This window comes from Marinobacter sp. 3-2 (assembly GCF_003751355.1).
Taxonomy (GTDB): Bacteria; Pseudomonadota; Gammaproteobacteria; order Pseudomonadales; family Oleiphilaceae; genus Marinobacter; species Marinobacter adhaerens.
Genome location: NZ_RJUQ01000011.1, coordinates 765,685 through 778,896, shown reverse-complemented (window position 1 = coordinate 778,896; position 13,212 = coordinate 765,685). Strand labels below are relative to the sequence as shown.

13 protein-coding genes are annotated in these 13,212 nt (G+C 55.7%); 10 read left to right on the top strand and 3 right to left on the bottom strand.

Annotated features, from left to right (window positions below):
- Positions 1-15 precede the first annotated feature (15 nt).
- Together EDB94_RS05375 and EDB94_RS05370 are read left to right on the top strand one after the other, a co-directional pair.
- On the top strand, positions 16-1,065 hold the full coding sequence (locus EDB94_RS05375; RefSeq protein ID WP_014577996.1) for a mechanosensitive ion channel family protein: 1,050 nt from the start codon (positions 16-18) through the stop codon (positions 1,063-1,065).
- A gap of 19 nt (positions 1,066-1,084) precedes the next feature.
- On the top strand, positions 1,085-1,882 hold the full coding sequence (locus EDB94_RS05370) for an SDR family oxidoreductase (RefSeq protein WP_108017673.1): 798 nt from the start codon (positions 1,085-1,087) through the stop codon (positions 1,880-1,882).
- 27 nt (positions 1,883-1,909) lie between these two features.
- Here EDB94_RS05370 and EDB94_RS05365 read toward each other — a convergent pair whose 3' ends face one another.
- On the bottom strand, positions 1,910-2,866 hold the full coding sequence (locus tag EDB94_RS05365) for a DUF2860 domain-containing protein (RefSeq protein WP_108017672.1): 957 nt from the start codon (positions 2,864-2,866) through the stop codon (positions 1,910-1,912).
- 299 nt (positions 2,867-3,165) lie between these two features.
- On the opposite strand from EDB94_RS05365, the gene EDB94_RS05360 reads away from it, so the two are divergent.
- On the top strand, positions 3,166-3,975 hold the full coding sequence (locus tag EDB94_RS05360) for a type II CAAX endopeptidase family protein (RefSeq protein ID WP_108017671.1): 810 nt from the start codon (positions 3,166-3,168) through the stop codon (positions 3,973-3,975).
- A 47-nt stretch (positions 3,976-4,022) separates the two neighbouring features.
- On the top strand, positions 4,023-4,406 hold the full coding sequence (locus EDB94_RS05355) for a DUF2750 domain-containing protein (RefSeq protein ID WP_108017670.1): 384 nt from the start codon (positions 4,023-4,025) through the stop codon (positions 4,404-4,406).
- Positions 4,407-4,414: 8 nt separating this feature from the next.
- Here the strand turns inward: EDB94_RS05355 and EDB94_RS05350 are convergent, their stop codons facing one another.
- A complete protein-coding gene (locus tag EDB94_RS05350) occupies positions 4,415-5,218 on the bottom strand; it encodes an SDR family oxidoreductase (RefSeq protein WP_088559126.1) in 804 nt (267 codons plus the stop codon).
- Between the two features lie 74 nt (positions 5,219-5,292).
- Between EDB94_RS05350 and trxC the strand changes: the two genes are divergently transcribed.
- From trxC to EDB94_RS05325, 5 genes are all read left to right on the top strand, one after another.
- Positions 5,293-5,733 carry a thioredoxin TrxC gene (trxC, locus tag EDB94_RS05345; RefSeq protein ID WP_108017669.1) on the top strand — a complete coding sequence of 147 codons (441 nt, stop codon included), beginning with the start codon at positions 5,293-5,295 and terminating at the stop codon, positions 5,731-5,733.
- A 257-nt stretch (positions 5,734-5,990) separates the two neighbouring features.
- Complete coding sequence (locus tag EDB94_RS05340; RefSeq protein WP_108017668.1) at positions 5,991-6,707, top strand: ABC transporter substrate-binding protein; 717 nt, start codon at positions 5,991-5,993, stop codon at positions 6,705-6,707.
- Positions 6,704-7,282 carry a protein tyrosine phosphatase-like domain-containing protein gene (locus tag EDB94_RS05335; protein WP_146162191.1) on the top strand — a complete coding sequence of 193 codons (579 nt, stop codon included), beginning with the start codon at positions 6,704-6,706 and terminating at the stop codon, positions 7,280-7,282. The genes EDB94_RS05340 and EDB94_RS05335 overlap by 4 nt, the downstream gene beginning before the upstream one ends.
- Before the next feature lie 332 nt (positions 7,283-7,614).
- Positions 7,615-8,901, top strand: coding sequence for a hypothetical protein (locus EDB94_RS05330; RefSeq protein WP_146162190.1), 1,287 nt, complete (start codon positions 7,615-7,617; stop codon positions 8,899-8,901).
- A gap of 213 nt (positions 8,902-9,114) precedes the next feature.
- Complete coding sequence (locus EDB94_RS05325; RefSeq protein ID WP_108017665.1) at positions 9,115-9,813, top strand: crotonase/enoyl-CoA hydratase family protein; 699 nt, start codon at positions 9,115-9,117, stop codon at positions 9,811-9,813.
- A 1-nt stretch (position 9,814) separates the two neighbouring features.
- Here EDB94_RS05325 and EDB94_RS05320 read toward each other — a convergent pair whose 3' ends face one another.
- On the bottom strand, positions 9,815-12,016 hold the full coding sequence (locus EDB94_RS05320; RefSeq protein ID WP_108017664.1) for a LemA family protein: 2,202 nt from the start codon (positions 12,014-12,016) through the stop codon (positions 9,815-9,817).
- Between the two features lie 161 nt (positions 12,017-12,177).
- On the opposite strand from EDB94_RS05320, the gene EDB94_RS05315 reads away from it, so the two are divergent.
- The gene (locus EDB94_RS05315; RefSeq protein ID WP_108017663.1) at positions 12,178-13,209 is read left to right on the top strand and encodes a low specificity L-threonine aldolase; all 1,032 of its coding nucleotides are present in this window, start codon (positions 12,178-12,180) and stop codon (positions 13,207-13,209) included.
- Positions 13,210-13,212: the final 3 nt, after the last annotated feature.

The following is a 13,212-nucleotide window of genomic DNA, read 5'->3' as shown; positions in this document are numbered from 1 at the left end:
GCTCCTGGAGGGCTGATGCTGGAATCGTTTGAAGCCGGTTTCACGGCTTGGTTGTGGCCGGGGTCTTCGGCGATTCTTGCGGTTGCGGTTACTTACATCGTTTACCGTCTGGCCCTCGCTGTGTTCCGGCATTTCTCAGAGTCCAGAACGGTCATCCGGCTGTTCCTGGATGCCGCTGCTCGGGCTTTGGGTGTCGTTTTCTGCCTGCTTACCCTGGTCGGTTCCCTGGCCGCCGCGCCAGCGGATCTGCCCTTGATCTCAGCCATTCAGCAGGTCGCCACCCTGCTGCTCATCCTTGCCATCACATGGGCGGCAGTCAGACTGACCTCGGCTATTGGCGAAGTCATTGTTGCGCTCAATCCGGTGCTGGAAGGGCAGTGGAAGCGAGCCCGCAAGGTCGAAACCCAGACCCGATTCCTGGTCCGCGCACTTAACATCCTCATCGTGATCATCGGTCTTGGCGCTGCCCTGATGACCTTTGAATCGGTTCAGCACATGGGCGCCAGCCTTCTCGCCTCCGCGGGTGTCGGTGGCCTGATTCTCGGTTTCGCGGCCCGTCCTGTGTTGAGCAACCTGCTGGCCGGCATGCAGATTGCCCTGACCCAACCCTTCCGTATAGACGACGTGCTGTATGTGCAGGGTGAGTGGTGCTGGGTGGAAGAAGTAACAGCCACCTATGTGGTCTTGCGGGTCTGGGATCTGCGCCGCCTCGTAGTGCCACTGCAATGGTTTATCGAGAATCCGTTCCAGAACTGGTCCAGGAATACCGCAGAGCTGCTGGGAACAGTGTTTATCTGGGTCGACTACACCATGCCGGTTGAACCGCTCCGGCAGGAATTCACTCGCCTGCTCAATGAATCGGGGCTCTGGGATGGCGAATTTTCCTCAGTGCAGGTGACCGATTCCAGTGATCAGGCCATCCAGGTGCGTTTTTTGATGAGCGCCGCCAACTCCAGCAAGAACTGGGACCTGAGATGTGCGGTCCGGGAGGGCATGGTAACCTTCATTCAGGAACACTACCCGGCTCAGCTACCCAGGCTTCGGGCCCGGATGGTGGAAAACTGAGATTTCTCGAGGACCCTTCATGTCTGCCAAAACCGTCTGGATAACCGGTGCTTCCTCTGGCATTGGTGAAGCACTTGCCTTGCAGTTTGCGAAGAATGGCGACCGTCTGGTGCTTTCCGCTCGCCGGGAAGATGAGTTGGAGCGTGTTGCCGAACGTTGCCGGGCTGCCGCCGGGACAGGAACCGGGCAGGTACTGGTACTCCCACTGGACGTTACCGACTGGGATTCACTTCCGGGCAAGGTTGAGGCGGTCCGGGCTCAGTTCGGTACCGTCGATCTGCTGGTGAACAACGCCGGCGTTTCGCAACGGTCCCTGTGCAAGGACACAGACATGTCGGTCTACCAGAAACTGATGGATGTGGATGTCATGGGCCAGATTGCCCTGACCAAAGCGGTGCTTCCCCATATGCTCGAGCGTGGCTCAGGCCACCTCGCCGTGACCTCCAGCGTCGCCGGTAAAGTCGGCGCCCCCATGCGTACCGGCTATTGTGCAGCGAAGCATGCCGTTATGGGATTCTTCGATGCTTTACGGGCCGAGGTTGAAGGCGAGGGCGTGAGCGTCTCGACCATCACCCCCGGTTTCATTCGCACGGATATTTCCCGCAATGCCCTTGCCGGTGACGGCTCAGCCTACGGCAAGGAAGATGAGGACATTGCTGGCGGCATGGATGTGACCGAGTGCGCCGAGGTGGTGTTCAAGGGTCTCGAGGCAAAGAAGCGCGAAATCCCGGTGGGTAAGGGCAAGGAAATGGCTGCCCTCTGGATCAAGCGAATCTCGCCAGAGGCCCTGTTCCGTATGGCGAGGGCTCGATCCTAGGGTTCAGCCGATTAAAGCCGGGGCTGATCAGAACTTGTAGTTCAGCCCCACTGCAAGCAGATACGAGGATTCATCGTAGAAGGTCAGGTTGGACTGGGTGTCGCCGTAGCCTGCAAACGAAATAAACGACCAATCCTTCCAGCCCATGAACTGTGGGTACTCGTAGGCTGCGAACAGACTGAACTCATCATCCGAACGCGTCCTGTTGAACAGGGTGCTGGCGCTGTCGTAATCCCGTCTTGTGAATCCTGCGGTCAAAACCAGTCTGTGCCGGTCCAGAATATTGAACCAGCTGACTTCGGCTCCATAGGCGTCGAAGCTGCTGGCACTGCCATCGGCATCGTGCTGGATGTAAATAACAGAGGGTGAGACAAAGCTGGTCGGCGAGACGGTGAAGCGGTAGCTACCTTTCGTGTAGTAACTGTCTGCATCCCGGGCCAGGTCTGTACCCGCCGTCAGATCATCTTCGACATCCGTTGTTGCAAAGGCGAGATCCAGGCTGAAGCCGGAGCCGGAGATGCTGTTAAGTCGCAGACGGTAGGCGTTGCCCGAGACGTCTGTTTCTTTCCTCGGCGTGTTGAGCTGATAAGGATTTTGCCAGGTTTCTCCCGAAATCACCGTGGGCAGAAAGGAAACATCCACCACGGTGCCCGAGCTGAGACTGTATTTATACCCGAGTTGCACGGCCAGGGTGCCGACCGCAATATCTTCCCTGGTGGTACCAAAGTAAATCTGCTGATTCAGTCCATCGCCGAAGGTGTAGGCAACGTTGCCGAGGGGCGCGATCAGGCCCTCTGACTCGCTGTCCGCCTTGTTATCGAGGGAACTGATGGTTCGGTCGCCATCGACGTTAAAGTTGGACGTGGAAGAGATGATCCCTGCATTCAGTGAGACTTCACCGCTGAACCCCTTTTGAGGAGGCGCCGGTTGCGCGAAGACAGGCATCGCGATGAACAGAGCCGGGAGGGCAAGGTGCTTTTTCATTCGGAAGCTCCGATTATGGTGGATTGGGCGCGGTTTTCTGGGGTACGACCTCAATGATGCAGTATTTACGTGTAAACATTGTTTCGCGGTTCAGCCAGACGATGACTGCAGCCAGGGCTCCCACCGAGCAATGTCGAAACTCAGCAACAGAAACAGGTTTAACGAGCGAAAGGGAATGGAATCGGGTTGTGTGATGTGATCTTCTGAAGGCATTCACTGGCGTCCCGTTTGTGGCCGAATGCGGGGTAGGCCGGTTCCAACACACAGTGATAATACGCAGTTAAGTGGAGACGAGTGTAGTGCTATTGAAAAAGCAACCGTTGGTGGCCTTTCCTCTGGTTTACCTGGGTTGGGCGTATATCTTCTGGATACCGGTGTTGCTCTCGGATTCCTCGGTTTGGGCATTTCCAAACCTGATCTGGTTTTTGATTGGCGGGGCGAGCCCTGTCGTTGCCGGTCTTGGCATTGCAGCGGCGAACGGTGGAAAAGAGCACTTGGAAGACCTGTGGCGGCGCCTGACAGACTGGCGTCGTATACCTGGCCGCTGGTGGCTCATCATCCTGTTGTTCTGGCTTGCTTACGATCTTGCCATGGCCGGCCTGGCAATGCTTCTGGGCGTTGCTGGCGAGCCCCTCGATGCGAACTGGCAGTTGTTTGTTAATCCCGGGCCCTTGCTGTTTTTGTTGGTTCTTTCCTTTGTGTTCCCGGCAGTTGAAGAGGTTGGGTTACGCGGCTTTTATCTGGAGGCCCTGCAACAGCGCTTCAGTCCCCTTGTAGGGGGCCTGGTGAACGGTGTGGTCTGGGCGCTGTGGCACGCACCCTTCGTCTTTTTCCCCGGCTATTACGCCAACACCACGTTTCACCCCGAGCTTTACTGGTGGATGCCGATGATCATCTGCCATACGTTGTTGATTGTGCTCGTTTATAACCGCACTGGTCGAAGCATTCTGGCGGTCTTGATTTTCCACGCCATGATGAACTTCACCGGTGAATGGTTGCGAATTTCCCCTGAAATGTACCCCTTCATGCTCTTCGGCAACTTGGCCCTTGCAGCGCTGCTGGTCATGTTCTGGAAAAGCGGCCGCCAGTCTCTGCCAAATACGTGTTAGTCTCCGGCAAATACCCAAAAGCAAACGACTGGAGTGGCGTACCTGACATGAGCGGTGAAGACCTCAATCAAGTAATGGAAATGGATGGTGAAGAGCGGTACGACTACTTCCTGAGCCAGGTGGCCGAAGAGCGGGAAATATGGATTCTGGTGAACGGCGAGAGCCAGTTTCTCAAGATCGCCTCGGACGATGGCGACGTGGAATATCTGCCCGTGTGGCCGGCTTCGGGATTTGCCGCCGAATACGTCAACGGCGGCGAGGAGCTGACGCCCCGCAGTATTTCACTGCCAGACTTTTTCCGGAAATGGGTTCCAGGCCTAACAAGGGATGGCCTTGATGTGGGCGTGTTTCCCGGCCTCGATAAAACGGTATGGATCACCGAACCTGCAGAGCTCAAGCAGGATCTTCAGGACGTAATGTCCGATTTCTGAAGACGGCCTTATCGTCTGGCCGGAGCAGAGGCGCTTCCGGCCAGTATGCCCCCGTCGATGTTCAGCTCAATGCCGGTCACGTAGTTTGATTCGTCAGAGGCGAGGTAAAGGGCGGCATAGGCAACATCCTCGGGTTTTCCCATCCTTCCGATTGGAACGCCAGCCTCAACCTCGGCTATCGCGGCCTCTCTTGCTTCTCCCTCTCCAAGCATCGCTTCCCACATGGGGCTCATGATGGCGCCGGGATGGATGGAATTACACCGGATCGGATAGCCTTTTTCGGCGCAGTACAACGCGACTGACTTGGTATGATTCCGAACGCCGGCCTTGCTGGATGCGTAAGCCGCCGCCCCGGGAATGCCAACAATCCCGGATCGTGAGGAAACGTTGATGATGCTGGCGGACCTCGAGGACTTCATCAATCTGATTCCATATTTACAGCCCAGAGCAACGCCATTCAGGTTCGTGGCGTGGACTGTCTCCCAGGAAGCAAGGTCGAGGTGCTCCGGATCGTGGGGGCCAGCACTTTCGAGGAAACCGGTAATCCCGGCATTGTTCACCAGAATGTCCAGCCCACCGAACTGATCTTCGATAGACTTGGCGCAGGTTATCCACTGGGACTCATCGCTGACGTCCAGGTGAAGATAGTGCATGTCCAGTTTTGAGCCATCAACCAGTGCCTGTCCCATTTGGTCATCAATATCCGATACGATGACCGTTGCTCCCTGCTCAGCGAACTGAATGGCGATTGCTTCACCAATGCCGCGGGCCGCGCCGGTGATCAAAGCGGTCTTGCCATCGAGTCTTTTCATCCTGAACCCCAGCTTGATTTCTTTTCGTCTGCCCAGATCATCTATTCCAGTATACAACCTGAAGGTAATTAATCATGACTGACATCCGACACCTGGTCTGTCCCCACTGTCACAAGGTTAATCGCGTACCTGTGGATAAACTGTCAGCGGGTGGCAATTGCGGTGCCTGCAAAGAGCCGTTGTGGCCGGATCAGGTCCTGGAACTTACGGACCAGAGCTTTGCTGCCCATACAGGGCGCAGTGATGTGCCGGTATTGGTGGACTTCTGGGCAAGCTGGTGTGGCCCCTGCAAAATGATGGCGCCCCAGTTCGAGCAGGCTGCTAAAGACTGGCGGGGCAAGGTACGCTTTGCCAAGCTCAATACCGAACAGGCCCAGGGCCCGGCCGGCCAGTTTGGCATTCGCAGCATCCCTACCATGATCCTGTTTCAGAATGGCCGGGAAGTCGCCCGCCAGAGCGGCGCCATGAATCAGGCGCAGATCAGTCAGTGGCTGCAGTCCAAGGGTATTCGCTAGCCTGATAAGGCCATTTATTCGCTGGCCGGTCATTAAAACGCCACAATTGCTGAGGCCCTGCCATTGCAGGGCTGAAGACACCTATCCGAGCTGTTCCCACAAAGTTATCCACAGTTTTTGTGGGTAAAGCTGACGTTGCAGCGATGTCGACTTTTTCATGGCGTGTGGCCAGAATTCGAGCCAAACTGTCTGTACCGAGCAAGGCATAGTCGGGCAAGCGACCGCTTTATCCGAGTGATCACTCCACCGAGGACCGAATGAGAGTAGTCCTGTTTATCATCATGGCATTCTGGCTCCTCCCAGCTTCTTCCCAAACGCTCAAGATTATGGGATCGGACGAAGGCTTTCTGCCGTTTTATTACGGCAACGACCTCAAAGAGGGCATTCTGGTCGAGGTGATCAAAGAGTTCAGCCTTCAGACCGGTATCGCAGCCGATTTCCTCCCGATGGCGCGCAAACGCCAGCCCTGGGCTCTGGAGCGAGGGCTAGCCAACGCGGTTTTCGCCAACCCGTTATGGATGCCTTTGCCGGATCGAATGCACGCCGTGGGGCCGCTGTTGACCTGGCGTGATCGCGTCTTCGCGCAACCTGGCCGGCAACCGGACTCCTTCGACGACCTCAAGGGAGGCATTTGTCTTCGCAGATGGTTTGTCTACAGTGATCGGCTCGAGCGGCGGATCGGGAGCCATCTGGTGCGCCATGACGCGTACAACGCCGGGCAGATGCTGCAAATGTTTCTGCACGAACGCTGCGATTACATTGTAATGAACGAAACGGAGTTCCGGTTTCTTGCACAGCTGGGGGACGTCGATCCGGAGCTTTACCGCACGGAACTGGTAGACGCCGAGTGGCCGGTCTATCTCGGGATACTTAACAACGAGACTGCTTTAATTGAAGCGGCGGAAGCTTTTTTCTCTACCTACACGATTGACGTAGAAGACATGCTACCCAAATTGCCGCGGCCGGGCCGTTGAAGAAATCGGCTGTTTTTTTGTCCATGCGCCATGCAATCCAATACAACATTATTCAATTGTGTTTGCAGGTTTCCATTCTGCTTGTTGGCCTGACCGTTGCCTTGGGCCATTTCTCTGTCACGCAGCTGATTTATGTGGTTGCTCTATCCCAGTTTGGGGCAATTACTGAAGTCTTATCGGCAATCAAACGCGGGATCAGCTCACAAGTGGCAGCGAGCGTTGCTCAGGTAGGCGCAAGGCTGGCAGTCACTCTTGCTTTGTTTGTGTTTATATCCGTTGGGCCTATTTGGATAGCGGTTTTCCTGGCAATGGTATGGGCGGTAGCAGACGGAATACGCTATCTCTACTACATCAGAAAAGCGAGCAAGCTGCTTGTTTGGTTGCGTTACAACTCTTTCATTGTGCTTTACCCATTGGGCATGTCTCTTGAGAACATCATTGTCTGGAAAATTTTACTGAGATACTCAGAGTCTCCAGTCTGGCTGTTCCTCGCTTTCTTGGCCTGTTACTCGATTCCCGCAATCAAGATCTACATGTACATGTTGAGACAGAGAAAAAAGCATCTTCCAAACTGAGAGAGTTAGCGCCAAGTTTGGAGAGCCTGAGATCTCTGGCTTTCAGTTGCGAATATTCCTGGAATAAAGAAGCTGAGCTTTTCCAAGGGCAAGGGTTGTTCATTCACCTGAATTTCTACTTTGCGACCACTGATTCGACTAGACTAATTTGGATGCCTGCGCTCATATCAATCCTCAGTGCGCCTGGCTCGGAACTTGGTCAGCACAAGGCCTCCGTGACGCAGTCGAGGTACCGTTAAACTGGTCAGCGATATTGCATTGCTTGCGGAGATCACGACATGAAGCGTCCATGTTGTCTTGCCATAGCTCGATTTTTTTTCAAAGTATTTGTCTTGGCGGCCTGTATACAATCCGCTGCCGCGAGTATCGATCATCTCAGTGAACGCAATCTGCCACCCGGTAAGCTCATCTACACCAATGGCACAGATTACTATTACGCTGTAGTCACCACTCATGAATTGCAGAGCCCCAACGAACGCTGGGTAAAAGACGAAGATATTCAGTTCCGGGTTATCGCGTTTAGAAAAGCCCAGCCGGATGGGTCGCTGGTGCACCTGCTCGAGCAAACGGTGACAGATCGATTTGGCAAACAGGTGGAAGGCTATCGCTACCACCCCCAGGAAGCTGCGCTGATTAATGAGCATCTGATTTCAACGATAGACGAACAGTTTCCTGATCGAAGATTTCCCAACTACCTTACTATCCTGTTTTATTCGATTGGCGAGTATTTCTCCAATGGCGATCGCAGCAGTTCAGATATAGATTCGCCAGAGATGTACGTCACCCAGTTGATGTACGGCCGTCCAGCCACAGACCAAACCATGAAGCCCGCCTACGAGTTGCGCGGCCTGAGAGGCTCCCCAGCCAGCTGGCAGAAGCGCGGAACCCAGGATCTACATGCTACTCGAGCGCCTTTGGCCGCCGAGGTTGTTGCGATGAGAGTCCAGGCTCAACAGAAGCGAGCGGCTACCATGCCTGAAGAACTGGTGGGTCTGAATATGGTGGGGAAATACGGTTCCATAGAGACGTTTCGGGGTGAAAACCAGGATCTAGCCTTGCATGTGACCATGACGGACAGGCTGGGCAAAGAGATGGGGCACAAGCCCGGCGCGATTGTTGGCAAGGGCCATTACGACAACCGAACCGGATCGTTTGTTTATCGTCCGTTACTGTATACGCCAGACGTAAAGGGCAACCCAGCCCGCCATTGCAAAGATACCTATGGCTGGCCCAGGGAGTACAGCATTCGTGCGGTAGCGGCGACTGGTCCGTCAGAAATGCCTGGAAAATGGCAAGCGATTCCCGCCTACGCCGAGATCTGCGAAGTTCACGCGGTGGACGTACGGGACTGTCACGTAAAGAAATGCACGCGATACGTTGAGGCCGAAAAGTTTCTGATCGTTGCCAGCGAAGCCGACGCCGTCAATATTGCGGTGATCCGAGGACAGCGATCCGGTCAGAAAACGCTGGCTGAATCACAGCGGGAACTAAATGAACTCAATCGGGTAACCCAACGTTCCGCTACGTACTGGGAAGCAGGCGGCGAATGCGGCGCACGATCCTGCTACGAAGAAAACATCGACAACGTTAATCAGTTTCTGATCGACAACTACTGGTGAATTTACGTTGTCAGGGTATGGCGAGTGGACCCAGCGCTATCCAGAGTTTGAATGTCCGCTTTGCGACCGTTGCGGCCAATTTATCGAGTCCATTCCCGGAACTGTCATAGCGACATGACCATCTGATATTGAAACTCGGCCCCGCGTAACACACAATCAGGCTCACTGAAGTAAACAAACGCTCACTTTAATTCCGGTAAAGAGGTAGAACAGGTGACTGATCTGGTAAGTTATGATTTGAAAGACGGTGTTGCGACGATTGCCATCAGCAATGGCAAGGCCAATGCCCTGAGCCAGGAAGTGTTCCAGGGGCTCAATGCCGCGCTGGATCGGGCAGAGCAGGATAAGGCCGTTGTGATCCTGACCGGCCAGCCAGGCGTGTTCTCTGCCGGATATGACCTGAAAGAAATGCAGAAGGGGCCGAAAGAGGCAGCTGCGCTGGTCAAGACCGGCTCCACCTTCACCCGCCGTCTGGCGGCGTTCCCGTTGCCGATTATCGGTGCCTGTAGCGGTCATGCCATTGCCAAGGGCGCGTTTATTCTGCTGTCAGTGGATCACCGTATTGGTATTGAGGGGCCCTTCAAACTGGGTCTGAATGAAGTGGCCATCGGCATGACCATGCACCATGCCGGGATTGAAATTGCCCGCCATCGGCTGGCGCCGGCTCACTTCTACCGTTCCGTCGTGAATGCCGAAATATACAATCCGGAAGGCGCCGTAGAGGCGGGTTTCCTGGATGAGGTGGTTGCCCAGGACAAGCTGGTTGAGCGGGCCACCGAACTGGCGCTCCATTTCAAAACCCTGAACATGCGTGCCCATCGTGAAACCAAGGTGAAGGCCAAGGCGGACTACCTGGCGCTGCTGGATCGTTGCATTGAGCAGGATGCCGAGCACCTTGGCCTGAACGGCTAGTTCAGGTTTCCGAACTTAACTGCTGTGCTTCACGAAAACGGAACAGCTTTGCCAGGATCACGTCCGGGAACGACTGGATCCGCGTGTTGTAGATCATGGCACTCTCGGTAAAGCTGTTTCGCAGCAGTGAAAGGTAGTTTTCCGTCTCTGCCATGATCGACATGAATTTCTGAATCACCTCATTGTTCTTCAGGTCCGGGTATCCCTCGATCCGGGCCTGAAGCGCATTTGTTACCTTCTTTTCAAACTGCATCAACTTGTCTGCCTGCCCGTTCGAGCTCATTTCGACAGGGTCTGCGCTGCGTAATTGGGCAATGGCTTTCAGCAGTTGCTTTTCATGGGCTAGAGACGCCTTGACGACTTTCTCGAGGTTGGGCCAGAGCTCATGGCGTTGCTGGAGAATGGTGTCGATATTGGCGGCTGCCCGATCCACGCGGTTTTTCAGGAACACAATGTCGTTGTAGTGAAGTATTCCGGTGTAGATGAGCAAGATGGTCGGTACCGTAAGAGCCGACAGAATCAGGTTGTCCGGGCTGAAACCGCCGTCTGCAGCAAACAGTGCGGTGGTGGAGAACAGGAACAGCCCGAGTGTCAGGGCGATGCCCGCGAAACCCCGCGCCCCTCTGTCCAGCACAATGTCTTCCTCTTCATTACCGCTGATCAGGAAGGGTGAGGCTTCGTCCTTCTGGATGGTGAGCCGGTCCGGCTGATCGCGATCCAGGCCGGCAAAGCCCAGGCAGTAAACGTTCACGAAGGTATCGAGGAATCGAACGGTGTAACGCCTGTCGCCCTGGCGCTCTGAATGGTACTGCGGATATTCGATCTTCGCACCGTCTGGCTGGACCAGAACCTTTCCCTCGTTGTCCTCCAGCCAGAAAGGTGCTCGTTCTTCCCGATGCTCGATGACCCGCCATTTCTCGTTTTTTCCCGACCCCCGCTTTTCCTCCACCTTGTAGTCGAAGGCCACGCATTTCTCGTTTTTCAGTGGATCCCGGAGAGGAGGGTGCTCATCATCGACATCCACCATCGCCTTGAGCTCCGAGAGACCAAAACTGAGTCCCCGGGTGCTGCTGGTGGGCACCGCTTCGATCAGGCGCTTGAACTTGACGGTGCGAATGGACAGCCACAAAAGCAGCAGGGCGGCAATAATGCTGGCCACCGCAAGCCCTCGGCTGGTCCAGGCATGCTGGTATCGGCCAGCAGGCTGGCTGGCTACGATGGATCGGGCCATGCTGGCGGTCTGCTCGTCAAGCTCCGGGACTGGCAGGCGATTCTGGACCACGCTCCGGAACATCCAGCGGTCCAGCCAGCCACTGGTGCTCTGGCGGATCAATTGCTGTAAAGCAGCGACGTCGGCTAGCACCAGTGAGCGGGCGCTTGTTTCGTCGATTTTTTGATAGCGGGCCTCATACAAGTTGGCGATGGCAGACCATTCCTGCCGGAGTTTGTTGATGCCCAGTACCGAAAGTGTTCCAGAGACCGCAAAAGTCATCACCAACACATAGACCCAGAACCGGTGAATCCTGATAAGGGGAAGTATCAGCGCGATGCCCAGAGCCAGCAGACCCGTTGCGATGGAAATGCGGATGGCAGCGTCGAAGAACCGGTCGCCACTGTCCGCGGCCAGGGTGTTCCTGGATACCATGGCTGGCAGGCTGAAATCCTCGAGGCCAGCAAAGTTCAGCGATGTGCTTTCGCTGCTGTATTGGCCGATCACCCGAGCTGTGTGGCCGGGAACCAGCGCCCACTCAGAATAGATTCGCCGGCCGGACTGTTGGCGATAGGTTCGGTCCAGTATCCATTCCGCTGCGTCAGGATTGCCGCCCGCTGCCACAGTGACGGAGCCGGTCTGGTCCCTGAGCAGGAAATTGCGACCCCGAGCTCCGGAATCCAGGGTGCGGATACGCAGATCACCGTCGGAGTCGCGATATTCCTCTTCCAGTTTGTACCGGTAGTAGACCGCTTCGGTTTTGGAATAGGGCGTTTCCAGAGTTCCCAGCTGATCCGTGATTTCTCCCGCGATCACATAAGGCCCGGTGGTCAGGGCCCCGACGGGCGTCTCCGGGAGTCGTTCCAGTTGCCGGGCCTCGGTGAGCTTGCCCAGACCTGTTGTCATTGCGTAATAGCTGCCGGCAAGGCAGGCGACTGCAATAATGGCGGTAATAATCCGGCCGGGAATGCTGGCGATATTGAAACGCCTCATGGCAAGAGGGTCCTTATGATGATGGCTTCCAGGGGCACGAGTATAAAGTATCGGGCTTCGCCATTCCGCCGATCCGGTGGCAACCGGGTGATTGGCAAGTTGGCAACGGCTGGCGGTTCCTATAACGTTAAAGGCTTTCCTTCCAGTTTTCAGGAGCGGTTGTGTCCCAGTCCGAACAGTTTGCCAGCGATAACTACAGCGGTGTTTGCCCACAGGCCTGGAAAGCCATGGAAGCGGCCAACCGAATGGATGAGCCGGCCTACGGCGAGGACAGCTGGACGCAAAAAGCGGCGGATGGTCTGAGAACGCTGTTCGATACCGACTGCGATGTTTTCTTCGTGTTCAACGGCACCGCTGCCAACTCGCTGGCTCTGGCGTCCATCGGTCAGTCGTTTCACAGCGTGATCTGCCATGAGCTGGCACACATTGAAACCGACGAATGCGGTGGCCCGGAGTATGCCTCCAACGGTGCCAAACTGCTTTTGGGGCAGGGCGAGAACGGCAAGCTGACACCGGAGAGTATCGAGCACCTGGTAACCAAACGAACCGATATTCACTACCCAAAGCCTAAAGCGCTGAGCCTGACCCAGGCCACAGAGGTTGGCACGGTCTATACACCGGAGGAGCTGAAGGTTATCCGGTCGGTCGCCGATCGCCACAAGCTCAATATTCATATGGACGGTGCCCGCTTCGCCAATGCGGTGGCTGCGCTGGATGTGCATCCAGCGGAGATTACCTGGAAGGCCGGTGTCGATGTCTTATGCTTTTCCGGTACCAAGAACGGCCTGGCGCTCGGCGAGGCGGTGGTGTTCTTCAACCGGTCTCTGGCGGAGGACTTTGAGTGGCGTTGTAAGCAGGCTGGTCAGCTGGCCTCCAAGATGCGCTATATTTCTGCACCCTGGTGCGGGCTTCTCGAAGGCGATGTGTGGTTGCAGAACGCCCGCCACGCTAACGCCTGCGCCCAGCGTCTTGCCGCGGGTCTGGAAGGCCTTCCCGGTATCCAGCTACGCTACCCGAGACAGGTCAACGGTGTTTTCGTGGAAATGCCGGAGCCGTTGCAGGCAGCATTGCGGGCCAAAGGCTGGCGCTTCTACAACTTTATTGGAGGCAGTGCCCGCCTGATGTGTTCCTGGGCAACGACCAATGAACAGGTTGACCGCTTTCTATCTGATGTGAGAGCTCTAGTAGGCTAAGAG